The sequence below is a fragment of the Candidatus Woesearchaeota archaeon genome (assembly GCA_018303425.1).
Lineage (GTDB): Archaea > Nanobdellota > Nanobdellia > Woesearchaeales > JAGVYF01 > JAGVYF01.
The window spans coordinates 32,547-58,200 of record JAGVYF010000033.1; the positions used below are offsets into that span (position 1 = coordinate 32,547).

The window sequence follows — 25,654 nt, forward strand, 5'->3', positions numbered from 1 at the left end:
TGCTCGCTTCACCCGGGTCGATTTATTTTGAGCACAGTCGAAATTCCAAGATAATAATCGGTGGTGAAACCACTTGTCAATACTTATAACTTTGTTGTAAGTTAGAAACGAAGTGAGTTAATACGAGTGGAATTTCGATGTTTGAAACATAAAGCAGCCAAGAACGGTCGTTAAAAGTTTAACTTTTAACTGCGGAATAAAGCGAAATGACAGCATTGCAGTTATAGTTAAATCCGAAGATACTAATTGACAATGAAACGACTCTGGACAGCGCCATGCCATAGAAAACTATTTAAAGATAATCTTCAAATTATTTAATATAAATTTTAATAAATATAAAAAAAGAAGATTTGATAAATATGAAAAAGACAAATATAACAAAAATAATTTTATATTTAATGTTATTAATTATATCTGTAAACCTTGTTTCAGGAGCAATCGGCAGCCTAATAGGTTCAACTGGTGATTTAGCTGCAACATTATCTAGTCAGCTTCCTGACCCTGTAGAACCGGGAAATTTTGTAGAAGTCCGTTTCAATATCCAAAACGAAGGCGCAACTGAAAACGACGTTACTTTTGAATTACTTCCTTCTTATCCTTTATCATTATTGCCGGGGGACAATGGCGTTAGAAAAATTGGCACTATGTTAGGTAGACAAATGGGGGAAGATGCAGTTCTGTTATATTATAAACTAAAAGTTAATCCTGAAGCAACAGCTGGCAATTCAACATTAAAATTACGATATATGACAAAGCCAAGAGTCTATAAACAATTTAAAGATTTTATTGTCAGAATTAGAGAACCCCAGGCATTTTTAACGATTGATGCAGTCAAAACTGAGCCAGAAGAATTATTACCAGGCAGGATAGGTTATGTGAAAATTGGTTTAACAAACTATGCGAAATTTGGAATGCGCAACATTTGGCTTACTCTAGATACAATAAATATGCCATTCTCCGGTTTTGAAAGTTCAAATGAAAAATTTATTTCAAGAGTTGAACCGGGTGAAACAATATATGAAACTTTTAAAATCATTGTTGATGGCGATGCAACTTCTAAAGTTTATAACGTCCCTATCGCCTTATCATATGAAGATGATATTGGAACTGAATATAGCCGAGATGTAGAAATAGGCCTAATTGTAAATGAACGCCCTAAATACTTGATAAATATTGAAGAATTAATAGTATTATATGAAGGTCAATCTGGTGAAGTTATATTTAGTATTTCCAATGTTGGCACTGCCGATATTAAATTTGCTATTCTAGAGTTATTGCCTTCTTCAAATGATGAGTATAATATAATTTCCGCTGAAAAAGTTTATGTTGGAAACCTAGAGAGCGACGATTTTGAAACAATTAATTACAAAATTCACGTTGATGGCGTTACAAAAAAAGAAGTGCCATTTAATCTGGTATTAAAATATAAAGATAACTTCAATAATCAATATGAAGATGTGCACCAGTTGCCTTTTAAGATATATTCAAAACGAGAAGCAGGCAAATTAGGGCTTGCAGATGTACCAGGGATAGGCTCATACTTATTTTCATCTATGATTGCCATGTTAATTATAGTGTTTACAACTTTCATGATACTTGACTGGATGACTAATAAAATGGCAAGATATAAAAGAATATTATGGTTAATTGTTATTCTGACTCCCGGAATAGGCGCGCTTGCATATTACTTTTTTGGGAGAAAAAAATCTGAAATATAATTTTATTTAAATTTGTAGGGGAAATATAATGAAAGCTTTATGTCTTAAAGAGCCATACGCGAGTTTAGTATTACAGGGGAAGAAAATAATAGAAACAAGGATTTGGAAAACAGATTATAGAGGAGATATCTTATTCTGTTGCAGTCAAAATCCTAAATCTAATATTTCAGGCAAAGCTTTTGCAATTGTTGAGCTTATAGAATGTAGGCCAATGCTTAAAAAAGATGAAAAAGCTGCATGTTGTAAAATATACCCAAGGGCAAATGCATGGTTATTAAAAAATATTAGGCCAATTAAGCCATTCCCTATAAAAGGTCAATTAAGTTTATTTGAAATAAAGTTCAAACCAAAAAAATGAAATATAATGGCTAAAATCATAATCGAATTGCGTGACGTCTGGAAAATTTATACGATGGGTAAAGTTGAAGTTAAAGCGCTTAGAGGTATTAATTTAAAAGTAAGACAGGGAGAATTTGTCGCTATTATGGGCCCTTCAGGTTCAGGCAAATCAACTTCTATGAACATGGTGGGTTCTTTAGATGTACCAACAACAGGCACCGTATTTTTAGACGGGCAAGATATTTCAAAATTATCTGAATCAGATCTGGCCCAGCTGAGGGGCAGAAAAATTGGCTTCATTTTTCAACAATTCAATCTTCTCAATACGTTATCGGCAATAGAGAATGTTATGCTCCCTATGATTTTTCAGAACATTAATAAACATAATCGTGAAATGCGGGCAAAGAAATTGCTTGAGCTAGTACAGTTAGGCCACAGATTACACCACAAACCTGCAGAAATGTCTGGCGGAGAACAACAAAGGGTCGCAATTGCAAGATCATTGGCAAATAATCCTGAAGTTATACTTGCCGATGAACCCACTGGAAATTTAGATACAAAAACAGGCAGGATAGTTATGGATTTTTTAAAATATTTAAACAAAAAGGAAAATCGAACAATCGTCATGGTTACTCACGATGAACATGTTGCAAAGGAAGCAAAAAGAATTACATTTTTGCGAGACGGAGAAATAATAAGTGATAGGACGGTAAGTTAAATGGACTTCCGTGATTATATGCTATTCACGTGGGGGCATATAAAACATAATTCTTTACGTACTTGGCTTACAATGATAGGTATATTTGTAGGAATAGCAACGATCGTATCTTTAATAAGCCTCGGTACTGGGTTAGAAGAAGCAATCACTTCAAGGTTTAGTTCACTTGGCGCAGACAAAATTATTGTACAAAATTCTCAAACACTGTTTGCTCCTCCGGGCCAAGGCACAGTTGATAAATTAAATGACCGCGATTTAAGAGTGGTTAAACAAACTAAAGGTTTTGAACTTGTAATTGGAAGGCTTTTAAGGTTTGAAAGTATAGGGTTTAAAAATAAAATTATTTTTGGGGCGATCATCAGCGTACCTTCAACTAGCCAGGGTGTTGAATTAATTAACGAGTTTATCGGTGTTAGCACTGTTGCCGGCAGGCAGTTAAAAGCAAATGACCGCGGTAAAATAGTAATGGGTTATGATTTTTATAATAAAGAACTGTTTGAGAAAAAACTGAGAGTGGGCGATAAAGTAACAATCAAAGATAAAAGTTTTTCGATTGCAGGGTTTTTACAAAGAACTGGCCAGCCATTTGGAGAAACATTTGTCATGATGAATGAAGAGGACATGAAAAATTTGCTTGATATTAATGATGAATGGGATATTATAGTTGGCAAAGTTGCAGAAGGCATTGATTCTGTTGCAGTAGGCAAAACACTAGACAAAAAATTTTTACAAGACAGGGGTTTAAAAGAATGGGAAAAAGATTATACAATACAAACTCCAGATGATATTATTGATTCTCTGGGTAATATTCTGCTCGTTGTTCAAGCAATTTTAGTGGGAATTGCCTCAATCTCTTTAATTGTTGGGGGGATAGGTATCATGAATACAATGTATACTGCTGTACTTGAAAGAACAGGGGAAATTGGCATCATAAAATCAATTGGAGCGAGGAATAGCACTGTTTTATTAATATTTTTATTTGAATCAGGTATGTTAGGTTTGGTCGGCGGACTTATAGGTTTATTATTGGGCGTAATATTGAGTTTAACTGTTCAATTTTTTGGAACTCTTTACTTTGGAACTCAATTACTTAACGCGTCATTTCCAACCTACTTAATGATTGGCGCACTACTTTTTTCTTTTAGCGTTGGTTCATTTGCAGGCACGTTTCCCGCAGTACGAGCATCACGGCTTAAGCCAGTTGACGCTTTGAGGTACAGAAAATGAACTTAAGAAAATTTAATTTTAATACCGCCCTTATTTTAGAATATCTCGAATTAGTGGTTAATAGTTTAAGAAAGCGTTATCTTCGTACTACTTTAACCATGATAGGAATCTTTATAGGCATTGCCGCTGTTGTTGCTCTTGTAAGTTTAAGTGAAGGCTTAAAATTAGCAGTCCAAGAACAGTTTGAAGCGCTGGGCGCTGATAAGTTAATTATTAGCTATAGGGGCGATGTTGTACCGGGCCTGTCTGCAAGTTCTGGTGGTTTGACTTTAAAAGATTACAAATTTATTAAACGCCTTAAACAAGTAGAAAATACAATATATTGGTACTTTGATTCTGCCAAAGTAGTATTTAAAGACCAAACCTTATTTTTGCCGGTTATTGCATATCCAACTGACGACAAGCAAGAACTTTTTAATGAAATGTGGTACTTTGATATTAAAACTGGAAGAACTCTTAAAAAAAATGACAAGTATAAAATTAATACAGGTATTGCATTTTTTGAAGATAAAGTGTTTTTAGACAATCTAAAAATACGGGATAAATTAACTATAAATGGCCTGGATTTTAAAATAGTTGGATATTATGAGCGGGTTGGAAATTCGCAGGATGACAAAAATATATTCATTGAAGAAGCTACATTTAAAGAGTTGTTTAATGTTGATGAACAGGTAAGTATAATGGTCGCAAAAGTGAGACCAAGTCTTAAGCCTTCAGCGGTTGCTAACATTATAGAAAAAAAGCTTAGGGAGTTTAGGGGTCTAAAAGAGGGCCAAGAAGATTTTGTGATACAAAGTTCAGAAGAGTTTATGAAAGCAGTCTCAGACATACTTAACATTATCCAAATAGTTTTAGTGGGTATTGCAGGCATTTCGTTATTTGTTGGCGGTATCGGGATAATGAATACCATGTACACTGCTGTAACCGAGCGTACTAAAGAAGTCGGAATTATGAAGGCAATTGGCGCCCGCAATGAAGACATTTTTTTAATGTTTTTAATAGAGTCCGGGTTACTGGGTTTTTCTGGCGGCCTGATAGGAATTTTAATAGGTATGGGTTTTGCAAAGTTAGTAGAATATTTTGCGCTGTCAATTTTAAAAACTAATTTACTTAGTCCGCAATTCTCAGGATTTTTAATATTAGGTTCATTATTCTTTGCATCATTTATCGGCGCAGTTTCTGGCACTTTCCCTGCAATGCAGGCGAGTAAGCTTGCGCCTATTGAGGCGCTTAGGTATGAATAAAAGTTGATAATATTTAAACATTCAGACAATAAAAAATCTGTTTATCAAAAGTTAACTTCGGTTCCATAAAAACTGAAAGTTCTGTCCGTAAAAGCTTCGCTCCTTGCGAACCGTTCATACTGCCAGTTATAAACTTGTTGGAAACACAGCGCTGTCCAGAAATTTTATTGTCTGTATATTATTATATAATTTGAAGTATAATGTAATCAAAAACGTTCTTGCAGTTATAGTTAAATCCGAAGTACTAATTGACAATGAAACGACTCTGGACAACGTAGGAAACACAGATTTTATAAATAACAACATATTTATTTTTAAGATAATGGCAGATCAAAACAGATTAATACAACTCGTCAAAGAAAACATTTCCCAAGGTTTTACAACTGCCCAGATAAAAACTAGCATGCTGGATTCGGGATGGCAGGAACAAGATATTGATATCGCCATTCTTGCGGCTACAGGTAAAAAAACAGGCTATGAAACAAAACCTAATCACGGTTTTAGCACATCTGCATTTTATATGGACTTAAAATTTAAACTTTCAAACATAACCCCATCATGGATAAACATAAAGACTATTGCTGGAGGGTTTGGAGTTTTATTAATCTTATTATCGGGTTATTTCTTTTACCCATTACTGTTTCCAGAACCAATTTGCGGCAATAATAAACTCGAAAAAGATGAAACTTCATTAACCTGCTGTGAAGATGCAGGATGTGATGGGGATTTAATATGTGAAAACGGCGAATGTCTTGCGCCAACACCCGCTTGTACAGAATGCCAATATTTAGACGGAAAAGTTTGTAAATCTTATACCTGTTGCGCCGATATAGATTGTGAGGCAGGAGATGCATGCGCAAATCCCAGCACAATACAATCTTCATGTATTGAACTTGAAGAGTCTTCATTTTCTTTAAAAGTAAATGAAGAAGGAATTTTCAAAGTTGACGGAGAGCCGCATATAGTTAAACTTTCAGATATTAATGATACTAGCGCAGAAGTAATAATCACATCCGAACCAATAATTGTTATAATATCAATCAATGAAACTAAACAAATTGATATTAATAATGATACTATAAAAGATATTGAAATAAATCTAATATCTATAAAAGGCAATAAAGCGGATATAACTCTTAAAAATCTTAAAAAAATTGAACCTAAACCAACACCGCAACAAACAATTACAGGAATGAAATGTTCAAAACATGTTCAATGTGATGATGGTAATGTTTTAACAAAAGATATATGTTCATTTGAGGCAGGTTCAAGGTTTGGTATTTGCCAAAATTGGGGTGAAGGAGATATACAGAATGAATGTGAAGAAGATAGCGAATGTGATGATGAATTGGATCTTACAAATGATGTTTGCTTTGGCATACCAAAAACCTGTCATTTTTTAGATATTACTGAATGTGAAAACGGAGATGGTTTTTGCGCATATGGATGTAGTTATGAGGCTGATTCTGATTGCCCTGAAACAAATACAACGGCAACAAACTCTACTGCATAAAAAATAAATATATATAAATCATAATGAATACCCTATGTGAATAATGATATACATAAACCAAATAAAACTCATAGAAAGGAACATCGAACCTAATAAAAATTTCTTAAACTGCTATATGAGACTGAAGATTTGACTGACGCAAACAAATGGTTTGACACTTTAGATTGTCTAGTTTCATTTGAACGAATATTAAATCAGGTCATGAATTTAGACCGATTTTTAGAAAAATGAAAAAAACATCAAATGTAACATTACAGATAAATTCGCCGGTCCCATATGAAATTAGGTATTGCGTAAATAATTTTGGAGAAAAAACAGATTTTACAATGGTTTATTGTCCCTATAATGAACATAATTTTAAAATTATTTCAAGACTTTATGAAGATGCTTTTCAAACCAAATTAGAAGACGAACCATCGCCGGATTATCTGCGAAAGTATTTTTTGGAAAGGATTCGACTAGGATTTTAAACCACTCTCTTAAATTTGCGTTCAAGCTCAGATATAGTAATAGTGATTATAGTGGGGCGTCCATGCGGGCAGGTAAACGGATTCTCGCACTGATATAATTTCATCATCAGTTTTTGCATATATCCAACTTCAATTCTGTCGCCCTGTTTGATAGATTTACGGCACGCCATTCTCGCTATAATACTATCTTTGATGTCTTCAAAGTTTCTGACACGTTTAGCATTTAACTCATCAATCATATCAAGTATAGTGCCTTTACCCATTTGCCGACCCATAATAACGGGAGTTGCCCTTACAAGGAAAGAATTACCGCCAAAATCTTCAACATCAAATCCAAATTTTTTAATAACTGGCAAATTATCCCGTAAGATTATTGCATCTGTTGGAGATAACTCAATATGTGTGGGAATTACTAATTGTTGGCTTCTTATGTAACCTGAAGCATATTGTTCATGAAAAAGTTCATAATTGACCCGCTCCTCTGCAGCGTGTTGGTCAATGATGCAAAAACCATCCTCATTCTCAGCAAGGATGTAACAGTTATGCACTAGCCCCAGTATCTTGAGAGAGGGCATTTTCTCGTCTTCAACTTCGGATGTAATTGATTCTAAGACTCTCTGCGCAAAACTGTCAACTCTAAACTTTTCAGCCACTGTTTGTTTTAGAGTGCCAACCTCAGCAAATTTTGTCTGAGTTGCGCCTTTAACATTTATTTCAGGAATATGCAGCGTACTTTCAAGCGCATCTTTTATGCCCTCATTAACAACTTCAGATACAAATTTTTCATCGCTGAACCTTATCTCCTTTTTTGTCGGATGCACATTAACATCAATCTTTGCAGGATCAATTGTTAAAGATAAAATTGCTACTGGAAACCTGTGTGAAAATAATAATGTGCCGTATGCATCATGCAGCGCATGCGATAAGATTGAGCTTTGTATATACCTTCCATTTACATAAAAAGATTGTTGTGTCTTATCTGCCCGGGTTAAAGAAGATTTAGAGGTGTAGCCAGCTATCTTGATTCCGTTCTTTTCATAAAACACCGGAATCAACTCTTTTGCTATATCCTTGCCATATATGTTCAATATGTTTCCCAATTTATCGCGTACTGCAGGAGAATTAAGCACGGGATTGCCGTTGTGAAGTAACCTAAAATATTTGCCAGGATTTATTAAAGCATACCTGATAACAAGATCAGTTATCTTTTTTGCTTCATTTAAAATGTTTTCTAAATATTTTTTCCTTGCGGGCGTATTAAAAAACAAATTTGTAACTTCAATTATTGTGCCAACTGTACTTGAAACTTCTTTTTTGACTTTTATAACCCCATCTTCAACCTCAATAAAATTTCCATACAGAAAATCATTAGTCCTCGATGTAATGCGCAGATTTGAGACCGATGCAATAGATGCGAGAGCTTCACCGCGAAAACCTAATGTATTAATATTGAACAAATCTGTAACATCCTTTATTTTTGAAGTTGCATGTTTTTCCACACACAAGACTATGTCTCTTGGCCCCATGCCCAGACCATTATCTTTAACTTTAATCAAAGATTTGCCGCCTTCAACAATCTCAATGTGTATATTAGTTGCGCCCGCATCTAAAGAATTCTCAATTAGCTCTTTAACAACTGATACAGGACCTTCTATCACTTCACCAGCTGCTATCTTATTTATCAAATTTGAGTCTAATAATCTTATGACCATACAAAACCTGAGAACATTGGTATTTTATAATATTATCGTGGTAGAATATATGCGGTAGAATGTAGGTGATAGAGTTTTTGTGAATGAGTAACTATTATTAAAATCTAAAACTATTTAATTATCAATTTTTTAAGTTATTTAATCATCTATTCAAGATTCATTGTAATTACCTATAATAGGATTACCTTATTTACGGTATAAACTTTTCATATTATAGAAATGCATAGCTCTTGCCGGTTTAGTTACATGTCTCATGTTACCTATCTCATTCTGAAAAGTAAGCCAAATTTATATAGGTATATTATTCTGCAATAACTCTCTTACCTATTTAAACATGAACATACTAATTAAGAATGAAACGACTCTGGATAACACTGTAAAGTAACAAAACTTATATATTTGAACTTTCTAAAATTTAATATGGAGTTAATAACAATATATAGATCAGATAATGAAAAGATTAATCTCATGGGTCCCTGGGCGAAAGAAGAGAATGTAGCATATGTCTTTGGTATGGAGCAAGGATATAATTTTTTGTATATTATGATTATTAGTGTAGAAGAGTTTAATGAAAATTTTAAAGCTTCAGGCTATGGGTTTATTCCAATACGAAAATATGAGTATGTAAAACTTCAAAGAAAACCTATCTCTTAAACCCAGTCAACTAATCCCCCCTGAACTTCTTCCTTCTTATTCACATTTTTAACAATTTTGTCAGAACCTTCAAGTTTGCCCATAATCTGCTTACTTCTAGAAATAATTTCGGCAGGCACACCCGCCAACTTTGCTACCTGTATCCCATAACTTTTATCAGTACCACCTTCTATCAATTTTCTTAAAAAAACAATATCATCATCAGTTTCATTAACTGCAATGTTATAATTTTTTATTGACGAATATTTTTCAGCAAGATGGTTTAACTGGTGATAATGCGTAGCAAATAATGTTTTTGCTTTGATATTATCGTGTATATACTCGGCAACTGCCCATGCAATACTAATTCCGTCAAAAGTTGAAGTGCCCCTGCCAATCTCATCTAAAATAATTAAGGATTTAGAAGTTGCATTATTCAGAATATTTGCCGTTTCCAGCATTTCAACCATGAATGTGCTTTGTCCCATTGTCAAATCATCATAAGCCCCAACACGAGTAAAAATCCTATCAACTATGCAAACATTGGCTTTTGAACAAGGAACAAAAGAACCAAGCTGCGCAAGTAACTGGACAAGAGCAACTTGCCGCATTGCTGTGCTCTTTCCGGACATATTAGGCCCAGTTATAATCTGCAATCTGTTGTCATTAGTCAAATAAAAATCATTAGGCACAAAACTTTCCGTCAATGTTTCAACGACTGGATGCCTGCAATTTTTTAGCTCAATAACCTCGCCATCATTTATTGTAGGTTTTGTATAATTATTTTCAACTGCAACAATTGCCAGAGATACGAAAACATCCAGCTCTGCAATTCTTAAAGCGCTTTTACTGATATCTTCAAAATACGCCGAAACTTTTTTAAGAACTTCCATAAGCAGATCATATTCCAATGAATGAATTCTTTCTTCAGCGCTTAATATTATATCCTCTTTTTCTTTTAATTCAGGAGTAATATAACGTTCAGCATTGACTAAAGTCTGTTTTCTCATATAATCTGCCGGCACTGAACCAATGTTTGCATGGCTGATTGTGATATAATATCCAAAGACTTTATTAAACCCCACTTTTAATGTTCTTATGCCGGTGCGTGCCCTCTCTTTCTCCTCAAATAAAACCATCCAATCTTTAGTATTATATGCCAAATGCCTAATCTCATCGAGTTCATTGTTGTAACCTTTCTTGATAAGATTACCTTCTCTTAATGTTAAAGAAGGTTCATCTTTGACTGCCGTTTCTATTAATGATACTGCTTCATTAAGTAAGGGCATTTCTTTTATCTTTTGCATAAGTTCCCCTTCTTTTCCGCTAAGAAGTTCTTTTATTTTGGGGATATGGTTAAGTGAATTACGCAAAGAAATCAAATCGCGGGCATTTGCATTTCCGTACATGACTCTGCTGATAGTCCGTTCAATATCATTTATGTCTTTAAGGATATCAATTAATTCTGCCCGTAACAATGTATCGTTATAAAGCTCGCTGATGCAGTTCAGTCGTTGGTTAATTAAACTTTTTTCAATTAGCGGTTCAAGTATAAACTTTTTTAAAAGCCGGATGCCCATTGCAGTCTGAGTCTTATTCAAAACTGAAAACAAACTGCCCCGCGCAGAATTCTCTTTAATGTTTGTTAATAACTCTAAATTCCGCATAGTTGATGAATCAAGCACCATGTGAGATGAAGGAACATATAACTTAATCTTATTAATATATTTCAGCGAAGTTTTTTGTGTATTTCTTAAGTAATGAACTAATGCGCCAGCTGCCGAAATACTTAACTCTTTATCTTCAATCCCAAAACCTTGTAATGTTGTTACACTAAAATGATTTAAGAGATTAGGATAAGCAATAGTTTTGGTAAAATAATGGTCATTATATGGATTAATAAAGCCTTTTAATTTATTAAGGAGTTCTTTGTTAACCTTTAAAGATTCAGGGATTAATATTTCTGCTGGATTAAACCTTGTAATCTCATTAAAAAGTTTAGATTCATCGTCTACTTCCGATACTATGAATTCTCCAGTTGAAAGTTCAACAATTGCAAGCCCAAAATTATCCGCTTTAGGGTATAAACACATTAAGTAATTATTATTTGAAGGTTCAAGCATATTAGCATCAACCATCGTACCTGGCGTCACAACCCTGATAACTCCGCGTTTAACTATGCCCTTTGCATGCTTCGGATCTTCTAATTGTTCGCATATCGCAACCTTATAACCCTTTTTAACAAAACGTCCGAGATAATTGTCTAATGCGTGATAAGGGATACCTGCAAGTGGTGCCCGACTTTCACCTTTACCCCTGGAAGTCAGGGTAATTTCAAGTTCTCTGGTGGCAGTTTCTGCGTCTTCATAAAACATTTCATAAAAATCACCCATTCTAAACATTATAACGCAATCCGGATATTGCTTTTTCATCTCAACAAATTGTTCCATTGCAGGCGTTAATTTTTTCCCAACTAAATAATCCATGAAAACTTACTACATAGAAACGATTTATATGTTTTTGTATACTTAGAAATGTAATTAAGATAAATTTATATATTAAAAACTATTAAAAATAATGATGGCACCAAAAGCGCAAGCTGCAATGGAATTCTTGATGACTTATGGTTGGGCGATTTTAGTAGTTCTTGTGGTTATAGGAGCTTTAGCATATTTTGGAGTTTTAAGTCCAACAAGTATATTGCCCGAAAAATGTTTTTTCCAAGTAGGTTTAGAATGTGAACAGTATGTTGTAGGCAATGGACAAGCACAGTTTATTGTTCGTAATAATTTAGGTAAAAAATTGACAATAAACAGTTTAAAACTTATCGATGAAAATAACAATGAAGTTTGTAGTACTTTGAGCGCAGTTTCCGGCATAGATAATGAGAAAAGTGGAACTATTACAACTTTTTGTAATATTAATAGTAATCCCGGCGACAAAAAAAAATTTACTGTAGAAATTGAATATTATACAGGGAATGAAATATCATTCACGCATACGGCTAATGGAGAATTATTGAGTATTATTGAGGAGTTAGATTCCCCAAATATACCTTCACCCGGTGAAATGGTTTTATATTCTTCATTTGATAACCCCCTGGATGAAAAAACTATTGATATGGGTAATGGTATAATAGGGACATGCACTGATCCGAAATGTCCAATATATCTAGATAACCAAGGGATTCTGGGCGGAGCATACAGTTTTGAGGGGGATGATTTTATTTCAATTCCAGATGAGGATAGCTTGACAAGACAAATATTTTCAATTTCGGTTTGGGTTAAGCCTTCCGAATTAAGTGAATATGATGAAATTATTTCAAAATACAACGAATTTCTAATCAGAAGGAATGGGGCATATATTCTTTTCTATCTCTATGAAGCGGCTAAACCTACAGCGAAATGGGAACCTAGAGTACCAGGTATAACTCTTGTTGATACGGTTAATTGGCATCACATTGTAGTAACTTATGACGGTCGATACATGTCTAGTTATGTAAACGGGATACTACAAGGTACTATAGATAGAGGAATTACTTTAACCAATAGCCCATATAATCTTGAAATTGGATCATGGGGTTCTGGAGCTAATGCATTCCATGGATTAATTGACGAAGTAATATTTTGGGATAAAGCGTTATTACCTTCAGAAGTTTCTACACTATACAATAGTTATTCTTGAACCTAATAATCCTTTTAAGGTAGTTTGATGTTGTTTTTTCTTATGTTAATTAAATCGCTTAAATTGAAAAACATACGAAGTTATAAGAATGAAATTATTAATTTTCCGGCAGGTTCCACTTTACTTGCCGGAGACATCGGTGCAGGAAAATCGACTATACTTCTGGCGATTGAATTTGCGCTTTTCGGTTTACGTCGAAAATATCTGACAGGACCTGCCTTGCTGCGCAAAGGCGCAAGAGAGGGGGAGGTTGAACTTGCCTTTTCATTGCCAAATAAAGAAATTATTGTTAAACGTGTTTTAAAAAAAAACAATAAAACAGTTGAACAAAGTTCGGGACACATCATTCTTAACGGAGTTAAACAAGATTTGACTGCTGTCGAGTTAAAAGCAAAAATGTTAGAACTCTTAAATTATCCGATGGAATTACTGAATAAATCCAAAAATTTGATTTATACTTATACGGTCTATACTCCGCAGGAAGAAATGAAATCAATTTTAACAGAGGAACCGGATATAAGGTTAGACGTCCTAAGAAAAGTGTTTGGATTCAGCAAATACAAGGTTATTCGGGAAAACAGCATGATTGCATTTAAAGAAATGCGCAATAAAGTTAAAGTGTTTGAAGGAAACACGACAGATTTAACTGAAAAAATAAAGTTTAAAGAACAATATATGCAGGAATTAAACCGCTCAGAAAAAATTTTGGAAGACACGGTTAAAAAAATAAATATTATAAAACTTGACATGGGAAAAAAAAAAAGTGAAATGCATGCGCTTGAAAAACAAAGAGAAGAATTACAGGGATTAAACCAAAGCTTGTTAAATGTAAAAATTAGAGTTGAAGAACGGATAAAAAATAAAAATTTAATCCTTGCAAATATAATTAATACTGAAGAAGAGCTAAACTTGCTAAAAAATCGGATTGATGCTTTGATTCTTGTTAAACCTCTAAATACAAAAGAAGAAATTGAAAAAGAATTAAAAAATAAAGAAAGTTTAGTTTATAGCGTAATTAACCAGGAAAATGCAGTTAAAATTAAACTTGTACAGTTCCAAGCATCAATAACTTTATTGGAGAAAGAAATTAATGAATTAAATTTAAAATCTAAAGAGTATGAAATTGACGTGTTAGAGCTTAATAAACTTTATACCGAGATTGCAGGTAAAAACACAATACAGACAAAACAAAAAGAGCTTGAACAGAGGTTTATTAAAATTAATGAAAAAATTCAGGAATTTAATCTAAAAAAATACACTGCTCTAGAAACCATAGAAAAGATAACCCGGCTTGATAACTGCCCATTATGCTTGCAGGAAGTTTCACATATGCACAAAAATCAGATTCATTCAACTGAAACTGATAAAATTAGCGTGTTAAATGATCGGTTAAACAAAAGTTTTCAAGAAAAAAGCATAATTGAAACTGAACTTAACAATATTTCTGATTTTTTAGAAAATTTAGGGGTTAAAGAGTCAGGATATATTAGGTTAAAATTGAAAATTGAAATGTTTAACCCTTCAAAGATTAAAGACAAACATGAACAATTAAATGAGTTAACAAACTTTAAACAAGATTATAATTTTAAATTACAAGAAATTTTAAAGAATGATGTAATCACTATCAAAAACGAGATAGATAAGCTGAGGCAAGAATTAAAAGTTTGGCAAAGGTATGAATTTTCTGCAAAAGATAAATTGGATTGGAAAAAACGTTCAGAAACTCTTGCAGTGTTAAAAATAAAACAACAAGAACAGTTAGCTGAAATTGAAAGGGAAACTATTGATCTTGAATCTAATAAAAAAACGTTTATAGGGAGTCTTGAAAAATATAAAGATTTAGAAATTAAATTTAAGATATTAAAAGAAGAAATCGAAAATATCAACACAATTGAGAAAGAGTTAATCGCAAACCAAGCCACTCAAAAAAAAGGAATAATTGACCTTGAAAGACAATTGCAAATTTTAGCTGTTGAAATTGACAAAAAAGAAAAACAAGCAAAAGAAATGAACAAATTAAACCAAATGATTAATTGGCTAAATAAAAGTTTTATCCCGTTAACAGTGACAATTGAACAACAAATGATGGCACATGTATATAATTTATTTGATGAATTATTTAAAAAATGGTTAAATATGTTAATCGAAGATGATTTATTAACTGTTAGCTTGGATCAAGAGTTCAGCCCTTTAATATGTCAAAATGGATTTGATGTTGAATATGAACATTTATCAGGAGGAGAAAAAACATCTATTGCTTTGGCCTACAGATTAGCGCTAAATAAAATAGTAAATGAATTATACCGCGGTATTGGCACATACGATATAATCATATTAGATGAACCAACCGATGGATTTTCTCATGAACATTTAGATAAGTTAAAAGACGTATTTGATGAGTTGAAAATGAATCAGTTAATTATTGTTTCTCACGAAAATAAAATTGAAAGTTTTGTTGAACACGTTGTGCATATTGTTAAGAATGAACACGTTAGTGTTGTGAGTGATTAATTTTTGGAGCGATTTTATAAGAAACTATAGCTGAAACAATTATAACTGACCATAGCATTAATTGGGTAATTAAACCTAAAGCAAATAAAACTATATTCATAACTAAAATAATAATTAGTGATACGGAAATTGCTTGCAACCAGCGATTCATTTTCTTCTGTGTCTATGTATTTTTTGGAACCAGAGCAGATATATAATAGGCAAAATCCCTAATGTGTTAAGCAAAAGCATTATAATAAACCAATAAACCTGGCCATTTTTAGCAGCTTTCCACATACCAATGCCTTCCCAAATTGCTGTCCACAATAATGAAATTCCCAGAAGCATTAAACTGACTCCTTCAAAAATGGGGTATGTTAGCATTTTTTAGTTCACTTGTTATTATTTGGGGCAGTTACCTTTATAAAATATTCTATATTCTGAAATAATTATGACCAAAAAAGTTTGGTTTGGACGATGTATATTTTTAAGTTGGTACTGTGATATTGGTACTTGCCAGTTTTGTTACCGTGCAACTATTAAAAGCCGTATATCGCATGCAGAACATGCCAAAAGATCGCTTAGCTCAATATTAGTTGAAGCGTTGCTTGCAAAGAATTTAAGATGGCGTATTGAATTTTTAACTGGCGGTTATAAGATATATCCAATGCCCGAATTAGTTGAAATTACTCGGTTAGTAAGTTCCATATACGGCAAAAAGATATGGTTAAACCTTGGAGTTTTGTCTAAAGAAGACTTGAACCAGTTTAGGCCTTATGTTAAAGGTATAGTTGCATCTATCGAATGCATCAATCCTAAATTACACGATAAAATTTGCCCAGATAAACAAATTCAGCCATATGAAGAAATGTTTTCTTATGCAGGCGACCTGAAAAAATCTATAACAATTGTGATAGGCCTTGGCGAAGTTCGCAAAGATTTTTCATTGTTAAAACAATTTATTGAAAAGCATAAACTTAACAGGATTACTTTCTATGCTCTAAAACCTGTAACTGGTACCCCGTTTAGTCATGGACCAACTGAAGAAGAGTATACTTGGTGGATTTCTGAAACACGAAAAGCGTTTCCGGATTTACAAATTATCGCGGGCATTACCCCTAGAACAGTTAACTATGTATTACCTGTACTGGAAGCTGGAGCTGATGCTATCACTAAATTTCCGGCAACTAAAAAATTTGGTTCTGCTGATGCAATATCATTTGAAAAGCAAGTTAAGGAAGCAGGCCATGAGTTTGTCAGTACATTGACTAAATTACCTGATGTTAATTGGGATGCGCAGATTTCTGAACTAGATATTCCCGAAAAAATGAAACGGGATGTTAAGGAACAGCTTGAGATGTATCTGAAAAGGATGAAGCAGTAAGCTTTATATAAGCTAATTCTTTTGTAAGTGTATGAGTAAAGAAAATAAGATTGGTTTAACCGTTAAGAAATCAAATGATTTTAGTGAATGGTTCACTCAAATTCTACAGAAAGCAGATTTAACTGATTATACTGAAGTTTCCGGTTGTATAGTATTCAAACCAAGAATCTGGGCAGTCTGGGAAAAGATAAGAGATGAAGTTGATACAAGGATTAAACCTTTGGGTATTAAAAATGTTTATTTTCCAATGTTTATTCCTGAAAAATTTTTGACAAAAGAAGCCGACCATGTCAAAGGATTTGCGCCTGAAGTCGCATGGGTAACTCATGCAGGCAATACAAAATTAAGTGAACGGTTGGCTGTACGTCCTACATCTGAAGCTATCATGTATCCTTCATTCTCAAATTGGACAAGGTCATGGAGAGATTTGCCTATAAAACTAAACCAATGGAGTAATGTTGTAAGATGGGAATTTAAGCATGCAACTCCTTTACTTAGAACCAGAGAATTCTTATTTAATGAAGGACACACGGTTTTTGCTACCGAAGAAGAAGCTTTAGCTGAACAAAAACAAATAATTGATATGTATACAGATATTTGCGAAAATTATTTGGCAATACCCGCGCATATTGGAAATAAAAGTGAAAAAGAAAAGTTTGCTGGCGCAGTATTTACAACCTCAATGGAATTTTACATGCCTAATGGCCGTTCTATTCAAGGACCTGATTTTCACCATAACGGACAAAACTTTGCAAAAGCTTACGAGATTAAATATTTAGACCAAACCGAAAAAGAACAATATGCATGGCAAAATACCTGGGCAATCTCATCCCGGATGCTTGGTGTAGCTGTTGCGGTGCATAGTGATGATAATGGTTTGGTTCTGCCGCCTAAAATCGCTTCTGAACAAATTGTTATTGTACCTATATTATTTGATGATACTAAAAAAAAAGTCCTTGCTAAAGCTGAAGAGATTAAAAAAAAACTAGATAAGCAAAAATTAAAAGTTATCCTTGATGATAGAAATGAATATTCAGCAGGATGGAAATTTAATGAATGGGAATTGAAAGGAGTTCCCATACGTATCGAACTTGGACCAAAAGATATTGAAAATGGCACTGCAATACTGGTTAGGCGTGATACTTTAAAAAAAGAATCTGTCAAACTGGAAGATATACATAAACAAGTGCCTAAAATGCTAGATGATATGCAAAAAAGTTTGTTCAAGAAAGCTAAAAAAATGTTAGAAGATAATACCTTGGAAGTTAAAAACAGGAAAGAGTTCTTGGAAGCTGTTGATAACAAGAAAATTGTACAGGCTTATTGGTGCGCTGAAAGAAAGTGTGAAGATTTGATTAAAGATGAAACAAATGGCGTTAAAACTCTTAACAGCCCATTTAAACAGCCTTCGATGAAAGGTAAAAAATGCATATATTGTGGTAAAGATGCTAAAATGTATTTCTTATTCGGGCGTTCTTATTAATTAGATTTTGCTGTAACATTTAATATAGATAATTTTTATAAGAAAATAATATGCCTAAGAAAAGTTAAATTTATAAACCATTTCTAGTTCTATTCTTTTATGCTGCGATCGCATAACTCGGTAGTGCGCTGGCCTTGAGAGCCAGTTTCCTTAGGGATTTCCCGGTTCAAATCCGGGTCGCAGCGCTATTTTTTAAGCAATTTTTATGTGAAATTAGATCATTCTTATTTTAATTCTTTACCATATAAAAATCTACTAAAAAAATAAACTAAAAAAACACAAGTTTTATAAACTAATCTTCATTCATATATATAAAGTTATTGTAGTCATTATTAATTGACTTTTTTAAAAAAATATGAAATAGATACTAAAACATAATTAATATTCATAAAATTTAAGCTCATACAAAAAATTTGCGCTTAGAAAACCAGGAGGTTTTAAATATGTCAATGGTAAAAAAATGCCCGGAATGTGGAAGTATAAATTTATTTTGGAACCAAGAAAAAGGAGAAATTATTTGTAAAGACTGTGGTCTTGTTATTGAAGATAAAATGGTTGATTTTAGCCAGGAATGGAGAGCATTTGACTCTGAAGGGGTAGAAAGAAAACGCAGAACCGGCGCACCTATGACTTATACTGAATATGACAAAGGTTTAGGCACAGAAGTGGGCCAAAAAGGAGATTTATTAAAATTACAAGGAAAAAGTAGAAGTAAATTTTTTAGATTAAGAAAATGGCAATATAGAATAAGTACTGCTATTGAAAGAAATTTAAAACTTGCGCTCGCTGAACTTAAAAGAGTATCAAGCTACTTAAAATTACCTAAATCTGTAGAAGAAGAAGCTGCAAGAATTTATACGCAAGCTGTGCAAAGAGGTCTTGTGCGGGGCCGTTCAATGGAATCTGTTGTTGCGGGCGCATTATACGCTGCTTGCAGAAGGCATGAAGTTCCAAGAACACTTGACGAGCTTGCAGAAAGTTCAAACATCGAAAAGAAAGAAATAGGTAGAACTTATAGATTTATAACAAGAGAACTCGGAATAAGTATCCTACCAAGCAACCCTGCGGATTACATCGCAAGATTTAGCTCAGCTTTAAAACTTAACCCTGAAACTCAGTCAACTGCAATAGAAATTCTGGAAAAAGCGCAAAAGGCCGAACTTACATCCGGTAGAGGTCCAACTGGTATAGCTGCTGCATCTTTATATGTTGCGGCATTATTACATGGCGAAAAACGCACACAAAGAGAAGTTGCGGATGTAGCCGGTGTAACTGAAGTTACTATTAGAAATAGGTATAAAGAGTTGCTTGAAAAGCTTAAACTTGGCAGCGATGTTAAAAAAGTAAAGAAAAAAAATAAACCTTAATTTGTCAAAAGCTCACTATAAACCAGGTATTTTGGCTATTGAATAACCCCAGTTAAAAATAATTGAAAAGGGGGGGGATATTTTAATTTATTTTATCGTATTCATTAAGTTTATACATTAAAAAGGCAATATCAATATAAGTTGACCAATCTTTTTCATACCTATCTGCCTTAAGCTTAGCCATCATTCTTAATTTAGGTTGAATATAATTTTTTAAAGCATACAGCGCATGATAAACAAACATCGGGTTAGAAGATAATCCCTTTTTAATTGATTTGTTAATAATCTCAATTGTCATTTCATTTGAATAAAACCTAGTCTTAATTTCAAGATCATCCATACTCAAACACCTTCATCATCTATAATAAGATTCTAAAGATTAATAAAATAAACATTAAATAATTTCCTGAAAATGATTTATCAATATATTTCTCTTTATCATCATTATAAAATAATCCGTAACCCTTATCAAGTTTGGGAATACTAATAATATTTAACCTTTTAACCTTATCAAAATTTACAATGTTGAATAATTCGTTTTTATCTGCAAAAATCACGCATGTGAACATAGAATTAAAATTAAAGTATGCTATTTATAATTTTACCTAAAATCTTTTTATCATAAGACTTTTTATAATCTCTGGAAAGTTCTCTAAGTTTGGTAATATTTATAAAAACTTTCTTCTTTTTTAAATCTGGTTTCATCATAGATAAATATTGGCAAAATTGCGTAACATTATGCGGTTTTGTTGATTTATTTGCTCTCTCAAAATCTAATAAAATAGGCGTTGATTTAATTAAAATATGTTTATGGGGATGATGCATCTCCTCTTTATTAATCTTTAATTTATCCATTTCATAGCATTGCTGAAATAAATTCCGGATAACTACCATAATATCCTCTTTATTTGATTCTTTCACATACTGCGGGAAAAATTGCCCATCGATATAATCATATATAAAATAATCATTAGTTGCTTTTAAAACTTTAGGACCGATTTTTTTTTTATTTAAAACCTTTAAAATTTCTACCTCATTCTTGATTCTGCCGCAGGCTTTAGATTTAGGATTTTTTAATTTAATTGTAACTTTTTTATTTTTAAATTTACCAGTATAAATATATCCCCTATGGCCTTTATTTAAAAACCTAAACTCCTTAATCTCATTTAATTTTTTTAATAACGGAGTTTTATCAATCTGATACAAATAAAGTTGTTCAAACATTGGCAAAATCTCTGTCTCTATAAGTTTAAACTGAAAAAGGCATTTATTAATAATTTCATCAACATAATCTTTATTTGTTAAGGAACTAAACACTAGCAAAATTTTACCATTATCTTCAAGATATTCATTAGCTTGCTCAAGAAACGTTTCAATAACCTCATAACCATGTTTACCCCCGGTAGTAATTTGTCTTGATGCCGTGTCTTCAAGTTTATCTTCCGGAAGATATGGTGGGTTAAAAATAATAAGATTATATCTTTGTTTTATATTTTGAAATAAATTTGAAATCTTGAATTCAATTATTTTATCAGAATTGGCTTTTGCATAATCAATTGCTTCCGGATTAACATCAACAGCCGTAACTTTTTGAGTATACTTTAATGCCTCTCTAGCAAGAATGCCTGAACCTGTACCCATATCTAACACTTGGCCTGAAGCGTATTTTTTAATGAATTTTAATATTAAATTAGTGTCCTCTTGTGGTTCGTATATCATAGAGATTTGGGGAAATAGTTTCCTATATATAGTTTTCGGTAGATTAATTATATATCTCATCTATTCAATTAATTATATGTCTCATCTATTCGACTAATATATTCTTTAATCCTGTGTATTATAGATGTTAAAAGATAACGCTCTAATTTATCGTTAAAAACTTCACCAAGTTTAGAAAACTCCGTAATCCTATAATTATTAATTACTTTTTCTACTAACATAATATCTCTTAAACGTTTTAATTGTCTCCTGATATTTGAAGAGGCAATTCCGCTCATCGGTAAGTTATATTTTTTTCTATTTGTAATTACTAAAGCCCTTATCTCTTCCGAAGTAAGCTCCTGTCTCTTATTTCTTTGCCGAAGCAATACATCTAAAATGTCTACCATAACATCTCTAGAATCTCCGGGTTGTAACATTCCCAGTGATAAACAAAGTTTTCTAACTAATTCACGCTCTTGAATTGATTCAGGTTTTTCGTATCTTCTAAGAATTAACTCATTCAATGGCGTGTCCCTGGAAATACTTGGAGCTTTAGTCATTTTTTCACCTCATGTTATCATAAACTAAAAAATATTATCAATAATGATAACTTCCCCATTTATAAGTTTCACGCATAAATGTCCAGTGTCCAGTGCGCTAATCACCAAAAATCAAAAATTAAATAAACGCTTTATTATAATGGTTGCATAGCTTCCTTTAGGTAAAGTAAAACATACCTTTATTTTGTATTTATTACGCAAAAATTCGTCATTTGTAGGAGAAGAAATAGAAATGTTTGCGGGGGCAATTATAATCTCACGTTTATATGTTTTAAAAAAATTCCCTGAAATATTAATATCAAAATCTTTTAAATCTAATTTTTCTTTTTCTAAAACCGTTTTTATAATTTCTTTTTCATATGACTCTACTTGCATATTTGAACTGAGTGTCTGAAATGATTTAGGCAGTCCGTTAATACTTTGTTTAAAAAATAACAAGCTTCCAACATTATATTTTACGGAGTAAAGAGAATGCTTATCAAAATGTTTTTTTAATAATAATTTAATGCACTCATTCCAAAGATAACTCTGATAGGCAAAAACGAACATTTCCCTTGCATTAGCAGGTATTTTCTGATAAGCTTTTAACCAATCCCTAGTTTTTTGATATGTATCAACAATATGTGATAAACACCTTGTTTTTAATTTAACTGGTTTCCCCCAATTATTTAAAATTAAAATTTTATCCTGTTTTATTTTTTTAATTTCAAACTTTGAAAAAGAAGTAAGATAAATTTTTACAGCAGTTTCATAATCCTTTTTAATTATATATTTAATGATAAAATCCTTATTATGTACGCTCCCAAATCTTTGGGAATCATAATAATTAGGAACAGATAAATCATTACATTTTGTAGAAATTCCATGTAACTCCCTTCCAGTTATGCCCCTGATAATAATTTCGAATCTATTTCCGCGCAAATCGCCTATCTTGATGGGATTATTCAAATAACCCAATAAAATTAAGGAAAAATTATTTTCAGACAATATTTTTAGTTCATATTTATCATCCAATGTCAAATATTGTTCAGTTACTGCATGTTTATCTTTTAATCCCGCAATGCCGAAAGCACCGCGAGGTATTTGGTTTGTTCTGGAAAGATAATCAACTAAATCGAAAGTTTCCAAATTTTTTTTTTTGAGAAGATAAAGTTTATATTTGCCTCTTTTAAGAATATTAAACTTATTTAATTCAAATACTTTAAAATCTTCAGGTATTCTTCTAATTTTGATTCCCATTTTATTAAATAAAACTATCTTGTTTTTTTCAAAAAATTATTTAATCTTACCGGTTTGCCAATCGTGGAGTATCATTCTTGAAGCCCGAACCTGATCAGGACAATTACCTTTTTTTAATAAATTTCTTTTCTTTGCGATTGCCACAATTGATTCTTCAAAGTCTTCTGAAATCTCTATCCCATAGTAAGCTTCAATCTTACCGGGAAATTTTTCCATTAAATCTGTTACAGCCACATCAGGATTTTCTACTTTATTAAATTCAGTTGCTCCAATAAATGCATGCTTATTTTTATCCTTTTCCATAAACGGAATTACACCCGGACTGTCAATAAATAAAATTTTATTATCGGCTTTAATTTTCATTGCACCCTTAGTAAACCCACTTACGGAACTAGAGGGAGCCGAGTTTTTACCCTTCACCGCGTTAATTAACGAAGATTTACCTACATTTGGATAACCTAAAACACCAACTACAAATTTTTCTTTGTCCTTGTAATGTATTTTACCTACCATTAAAATTTGTTTTCTTAATAAAGTAGTGCCTAGATGCTTTACTGAAGAAATAAACACAGAAGGTTTTAGAACGATCTTATCTAAAATAGTTTTATCGACAAGATCGCATTTTGTTATAACATAAATTAAGGGTTTTTTTGATGCCTTAACATTCTCTTCAACTTCAGGATTTCTAGTTTCATTTATAAACCGGGCATCTAACACTAATATTAAAATATCCGAATCTTTTATCACTTTATGAACAATATCCCAAAAATTTTTTAACATAAAAATATATTAATTGAATCCAATATAAATACTTACTGATTATTAATTATTCCATCTAAATAGTCTTTTAATATATCTAATATAAATTTAAAGTCTGTAAGAACTCTCTTGCTTATTTAATTAAATACGAACACACTAATTGTCAATTAAACGATAGCGCCAACTTAACGTAATATTTATAAAGCTAAAGCAACTAACTTATATTGGTGATGTTACATGAAAAGATTTAGTGCAGTATTATTTATTTTAATTTTAGTTAGTTCTTTAGTAACGGCATACCACAACGACGAAGAAGTTGGGAGTAATCCTGAAACTGGTGTTATGGTTGATGCAGTTGATCAAGATCGCCCTGAACCAATAATAGCTAAAGAAGAGAAAGCTATGAATGATAAAGCGGCAGAATCTGTGCCCAAAATAATGGCAGAAAACAAAAGCACTGAAATGGCTGGACAAGTGAAAGCTAAAATGCAAGATAAAATAAAAGGTCTTGAAAATGCTTTAACTAAAGTTACCAATGAAAATGCTATACAGAGACTAGAACAAAATCTGATAAAATTCCAAGAACATTTACAAGCAAGATTTGAAAGAATGGAAAATGTTGAAGTTGAAGAAGTTAACGAGGAAACCGGGGCAGTTACAATCAAAGCTCAGGAACCGGTGAAATTTTTAGGTTTTATCAACGGTAAAGCAACAAAGAGATTTGAACTAGACAACAACGGAAACGTAACTGAAAAACATCCGTGGTATAGTTTTTTATATGCTGAAGATTCGGAATAAGATTCTTATTTTTTCTTTTATTTAGGTATATTTTTAAATTAATAATCATTTTATTTAATTATGACCTTAAAATCAATAGGGGAAATTTTAGTGCCGGATTATTCTAATGGCGGAAAACAATATCCCCTTTTGCACCATAAGGAATGGGATGAAAAAGTCAAAGAAATTGTGGGCGGATTAACTATATTGAAAACTGCCAAAGGAGAATGGATAAATCAAGATGAAATTTTGTTTATTGACAAAATGATTCCTGTGAGAATTTATTGCACTGAATTTGAAATAGACAAAATTATTCAACTAACTCTAAACCATTATGACCAAGAAGCTGTTTTGGCATATGAAATTAGTTCCAATGTCAAATTAATTAAAAGAAAATAACTCTATTTACCTAGAGCTTGTTTAAGATCCATAGCGTGTTCTTGTTCTATTGCAAGAATGTTCCGTAACTGAGTTGCAAGTGCAAATTCTTGCAACGCTTCCGCCTGAACAATTCTTTCTTTATACCTACGAATTGCATCTTCTTCTCCCATTAAATCTTGTTGAAGCATTTTTTCATTTTTTGTAGCTGTCAAAATTTTATCAACTTTAACTGAAGGACTGCCACTAAAAAAATCA

The 25,654-nt window shown here is 32.4% G+C and carries 25 protein-coding genes and 1 tRNA gene; 16 read left to right on the top strand and 10 right to left on the bottom strand.

Annotated features, from left to right (window positions below; translation table 11 throughout):
- Positions 1 to 359 precede the first annotated feature (359 nt).
- The 7 genes from J4418_04660 to J4418_04690 all read left to right on the top strand — a co-directional run bounded on the left by J4418_04660 (position 360) and on the right by J4418_04690 (position 7,229).
- Positions 360 to 1,718 (top strand): PLDc N-terminal domain-containing protein, encoded by a 1,359-nt coding sequence (locus J4418_04660; protein ID MBS3113346.1) that lies wholly within the window; start codon positions 360 to 362, stop codon positions 1,716 to 1,718.
- A 28-nt stretch (positions 1,719 to 1,746) separates the two neighbouring features.
- On the top strand, positions 1,747 to 2,076 hold the full coding sequence (locus J4418_04665) for an ASCH domain-containing protein (protein ID MBS3113347.1): 330 nt from the start codon (positions 1,747 to 1,749) through the stop codon (positions 2,074 to 2,076).
- An 18-nt stretch (positions 2,077 to 2,094) separates the two neighbouring features.
- Positions 2,095 to 2,775, top strand: a complete 681-nt coding sequence (locus tag J4418_04670; protein ID MBS3113348.1) for an ABC transporter ATP-binding protein — start codon at positions 2,095 to 2,097, stop codon at positions 2,773 to 2,775.
- The gene (locus tag J4418_04675) at positions 2,776 to 4,002 is read left to right on the top strand and encodes an ABC transporter permease (GenBank protein MBS3113349.1); all 1,227 of its coding nucleotides are present in this window, start codon (positions 2,776 to 2,778) and stop codon (positions 4,000 to 4,002) included.
- Positions 3,999 to 5,246 (top strand): ABC transporter permease, encoded by a 1,248-nt coding sequence (locus tag J4418_04680; GenBank protein MBS3113350.1) that lies wholly within the window; start codon positions 3,999 to 4,001, stop codon positions 5,244 to 5,246. The genes J4418_04675 and J4418_04680 overlap by 4 nt, the downstream gene beginning before the upstream one ends.
- A 322-nt stretch (positions 5,247 to 5,568) precedes the next feature.
- A complete protein-coding gene (locus tag J4418_04685; GenBank protein MBS3113351.1) occupies positions 5,569 to 6,759 on the top strand; it encodes a hypothetical protein in 1,191 nt (396 codons plus the stop codon).
- A gap of 227 nt (positions 6,760 to 6,986) precedes the next feature.
- Entirely contained in the window at positions 6,987 to 7,229 is a 243-nt protein-coding gene (locus J4418_04690) for a hypothetical protein (protein MBS3113352.1), read from the top strand.
- Here the strand turns inward: J4418_04690 and mutL are convergent.
- Positions 7,226 to 8,941: a DNA mismatch repair endonuclease MutL gene (gene mutL / locus J4418_04695; protein ID MBS3113353.1), complete on the bottom strand. Its 1,716-nt coding sequence runs from the start codon at positions 8,939 to 8,941 to the stop codon at positions 7,226 to 7,228. The genes J4418_04690 and mutL overlap by 4 nt on opposite strands.
- A 420-nt stretch (positions 8,942 to 9,361) precedes the next feature.
- On the opposite strand from mutL, the gene J4418_04700 reads away from it, so the two are divergent.
- Positions 9,362 to 9,595: a hypothetical protein gene (locus J4418_04700; GenBank protein ID MBS3113354.1), complete on the top strand. Its 234-nt coding sequence runs from the start codon at positions 9,362 to 9,364 to the stop codon at positions 9,593 to 9,595.
- Here J4418_04700 and mutS read toward each other — a convergent pair.
- Positions 9,592 to 12,060, bottom strand: coding sequence for a DNA mismatch repair protein MutS (gene mutS / locus J4418_04705; GenBank protein MBS3113355.1), 2,469 nt, complete (start codon positions 12,058 to 12,060; stop codon positions 9,592 to 9,594). The two genes, J4418_04700 and mutS, sit on opposite strands and share 4 nt — an antisense overlap.
- Before the next feature lie 94 nt (positions 12,061 to 12,154).
- Here mutS and J4418_04710 point away from each other — a divergent pair, with 94 nt between their 5' ends.
- Together J4418_04710 and J4418_04715 are read left to right on the top strand one after the other, a co-directional pair.
- Complete coding sequence (locus tag J4418_04710; protein MBS3113356.1) at positions 12,155 to 13,258, top strand: LamG domain-containing protein; 1,104 nt, start codon at positions 12,155 to 12,157, stop codon at positions 13,256 to 13,258.
- 42 nt (positions 13,259 to 13,300) lie between these two features.
- Entirely contained in the window at positions 13,301 to 15,769 is a 2,469-nt protein-coding gene (locus J4418_04715) for an SMC family ATPase (protein ID MBS3113357.1), read from the top strand.
- A gap of 147 nt (positions 15,770 to 15,916) precedes the next feature.
- Here the strand turns inward: J4418_04715 and J4418_04720 are convergent, their stop codons facing one another.
- On the bottom strand, positions 15,917 to 16,132 hold the full coding sequence (locus tag J4418_04720) for a hypothetical protein (protein MBS3113358.1): 216 nt from the start codon (positions 16,130 to 16,132) through the stop codon (positions 15,917 to 15,919).
- A 67-nt stretch (positions 16,133 to 16,199) separates the two neighbouring features.
- Here J4418_04720 and J4418_04725 point away from each other — a divergent pair, with 67 nt between their 5' ends.
- The 4 genes from J4418_04725 (at position 16,200) to J4418_04740 (ending at position 19,982) form a co-directional block, all read left to right on the top strand.
- The gene (locus J4418_04725; GenBank protein MBS3113359.1) at positions 16,200 to 17,132 is read left to right on the top strand and encodes a radical SAM protein; all 933 of its coding nucleotides are present in this window, start codon (positions 16,200 to 16,202) and stop codon (positions 17,130 to 17,132) included.
- Between the two features lie 31 nt (positions 17,133 to 17,163).
- A complete protein-coding gene (gene proS, locus J4418_04730) occupies positions 17,164 to 18,615 on the top strand; it encodes a proline--tRNA ligase (protein ID MBS3113360.1) in 1,452 nt (483 codons plus the stop codon).
- Positions 18,616 to 18,716: 101 nt separating this feature from the next.
- Positions 18,717 to 18,800 (top strand) — tRNA-Ser (locus J4418_04735).
- 258 nt (positions 18,801 to 19,058) lie between these two features.
- Complete coding sequence (locus J4418_04740; protein MBS3113361.1) at positions 19,059 to 19,982, top strand: transcription initiation factor IIB; 924 nt, start codon at positions 19,059 to 19,061, stop codon at positions 19,980 to 19,982.
- An 82-nt stretch (positions 19,983 to 20,064) separates the two neighbouring features.
- On the opposite strand, the gene J4418_04745 is transcribed toward J4418_04740, so the two are convergent.
- From J4418_04745 to J4418_04770, 6 genes are all read right to left on the bottom strand, one after another.
- Positions 20,065 to 20,322: a hypothetical protein gene (locus J4418_04745; GenBank protein MBS3113362.1), complete on the bottom strand. Its 258-nt coding sequence runs from the start codon at positions 20,320 to 20,322 to the stop codon at positions 20,065 to 20,067.
- Between the two features lie 19 nt (positions 20,323 to 20,341).
- The gene (locus tag J4418_04750; GenBank protein ID MBS3113363.1) at positions 20,342 to 20,551 is read right to left on the bottom strand and encodes a hypothetical protein; all 210 of its coding nucleotides are present in this window, start codon (positions 20,549 to 20,551) and stop codon (positions 20,342 to 20,344) included.
- A gap of 10 nt (positions 20,552 to 20,561) precedes the next feature.
- Positions 20,562 to 21,698, bottom strand: coding sequence for a methyltransferase (locus tag J4418_04755; GenBank protein ID MBS3113364.1), 1,137 nt, complete (start codon positions 21,696 to 21,698; stop codon positions 20,562 to 20,564).
- Between the two features lie 71 nt (positions 21,699 to 21,769).
- On the bottom strand, positions 21,770 to 22,243 hold the full coding sequence (locus J4418_04760) for a hypothetical protein (protein ID MBS3113365.1): 474 nt from the start codon (positions 22,241 to 22,243) through the stop codon (positions 21,770 to 21,772).
- A gap of 111 nt (positions 22,244 to 22,354) precedes the next feature.
- Positions 22,355 to 23,482, bottom strand: a complete 1,128-nt coding sequence (gene truD, locus J4418_04765; GenBank protein MBS3113366.1) for a tRNA pseudouridine(13) synthase TruD — start codon at positions 23,480 to 23,482, stop codon at positions 22,355 to 22,357.
- Positions 23,483 to 23,518: 36 nt separating this feature from the next.
- Complete coding sequence (locus J4418_04770) at positions 23,519 to 24,262, bottom strand: 50S ribosome-binding GTPase (GenBank protein MBS3113367.1); 744 nt, start codon at positions 24,260 to 24,262, stop codon at positions 23,519 to 23,521.
- Positions 24,263 to 24,478: 216 nt separating this feature from the next.
- Between J4418_04770 and J4418_04775 the strand changes: the two genes are divergently transcribed.
- Both J4418_04775 and J4418_04780 read left to right on the top strand, forming a co-directional pair.
- On the top strand, positions 24,479 to 25,039 hold the full coding sequence (locus tag J4418_04775) for a hypothetical protein (GenBank protein MBS3113368.1): 561 nt from the start codon (positions 24,479 to 24,481) through the stop codon (positions 25,037 to 25,039).
- A gap of 60 nt (positions 25,040 to 25,099) precedes the next feature.
- Entirely contained in the window at positions 25,100 to 25,417 is a 318-nt protein-coding gene (locus J4418_04780; protein ID MBS3113369.1) for a hypothetical protein, read from the top strand.
- A 2-nt stretch (positions 25,418 to 25,419) separates the two neighbouring features.
- Here the strand turns inward: J4418_04780 and J4418_04785 are convergent.
- Positions 25,420 to 25,654: ferritin-like domain-containing protein (locus J4418_04785; protein ID MBS3113370.1), on the bottom strand; the 235-nt coding region annotated here is incomplete at its 5' end.

What these genes read in the sequence shown, in the direction of transcription:
- J4418_04720 (MBS3113358.1), bottom strand. Translation starts at nt 16,132, where the DNA reads ATGCTAACATACCCCATTTTTGAAGGAGTCAGTTTAATGCTTCTGGGA.
- mutS (MBS3113355.1), bottom strand. Translation starts at nt 12,060, where the DNA reads ATGGATTATTTAGTTGGGAAAAAATTAACGCCTGCAATGGAACAATTT.
- J4418_04775 (MBS3113368.1), top strand. Translation starts at nt 24,479, where the DNA reads ATGAAAAGATTTAGTGCAGTATTATTTATTTTAATTTTAGTTAGTTCT.
- J4418_04690 (MBS3113352.1), top strand. Translation starts at nt 6,987, where the DNA reads ATGAAAAAAACATCAAATGTAACATTACAGATAAATTCGCCGGTCCCA.
- J4418_04660 (MBS3113346.1), top strand. Translation starts at nt 360, where the DNA reads ATGAAAAAGACAAATATAACAAAAATAATTTTATATTTAATGTTATTA.
- J4418_04675 (MBS3113349.1), top strand. Translation starts at nt 2,776, where the DNA reads ATGGACTTCCGTGATTATATGCTATTCACGTGGGGGCATATAAAACAT.
- J4418_04780 (MBS3113369.1), top strand. Translation starts at nt 25,100, where the DNA reads ATGACCTTAAAATCAATAGGGGAAATTTTAGTGCCGGATTATTCTAAT.
- J4418_04725 (MBS3113359.1), top strand. Translation starts at nt 16,200, where the DNA reads ATGACCAAAAAAGTTTGGTTTGGACGATGTATATTTTTAAGTTGGTAC.
- J4418_04665 (MBS3113347.1), top strand. Translation starts at nt 1,747, where the DNA reads ATGAAAGCTTTATGTCTTAAAGAGCCATACGCGAGTTTAGTATTACAG.
- J4418_04745 (MBS3113362.1), bottom strand. Translation starts at nt 20,322, where the DNA reads ATGGATGATCTTGAAATTAAGACTAGGTTTTATTCAAATGAAATGACA.
- J4418_04680 (MBS3113350.1), top strand. Translation starts at nt 3,999, where the DNA reads ATGAACTTAAGAAAATTTAATTTTAATACCGCCCTTATTTTAGAATAT.
- J4418_04750 (MBS3113363.1), bottom strand. Translation starts at nt 20,551, where the DNA reads ATGTTCACATGCGTGATTTTTGCAGATAAAAACGAATTATTCAACATT.
- J4418_04715 (MBS3113357.1), top strand. Translation starts at nt 13,301, where the DNA reads ATGTTAATTAAATCGCTTAAATTGAAAAACATACGAAGTTATAAGAAT.
- J4418_04700 (MBS3113354.1), top strand. Translation starts at nt 9,362, where the DNA reads ATGGAGTTAATAACAATATATAGATCAGATAATGAAAAGATTAATCTC.
- J4418_04760 (MBS3113365.1), bottom strand. Translation starts at nt 22,243, where the DNA reads ATGACTAAAGCTCCAAGTATTTCCAGGGACACGCCATTGAATGAGTTA.
- J4418_04685 (MBS3113351.1), top strand. Translation starts at nt 5,569, where the DNA reads ATGGCAGATCAAAACAGATTAATACAACTCGTCAAAGAAAACATTTCC.
- J4418_04740 (MBS3113361.1), top strand. Translation starts at nt 19,059, where the DNA reads ATGTCAATGGTAAAAAAATGCCCGGAATGTGGAAGTATAAATTTATTT.
- mutL (MBS3113353.1), bottom strand. Translation starts at nt 8,941, where the DNA reads ATGGTCATAAGATTATTAGACTCAAATTTGATAAATAAGATAGCAGCT.
- proS (MBS3113360.1), top strand. Translation starts at nt 17,164, where the DNA reads ATGAGTAAAGAAAATAAGATTGGTTTAACCGTTAAGAAATCAAATGAT.
- J4418_04770 (MBS3113367.1), bottom strand. Translation starts at nt 24,262, where the DNA reads ATGTTAAAAAATTTTTGGGATATTGTTCATAAAGTGATAAAAGATTCG.
- truD (MBS3113366.1), bottom strand. Translation starts at nt 23,482, where the DNA reads ATGGGAATCAAAATTAGAAGAATACCTGAAGATTTTAAAGTATTTGAA.
- J4418_04710 (MBS3113356.1), top strand. Translation starts at nt 12,155, where the DNA reads ATGGCACCAAAAGCGCAAGCTGCAATGGAATTCTTGATGACTTATGGT.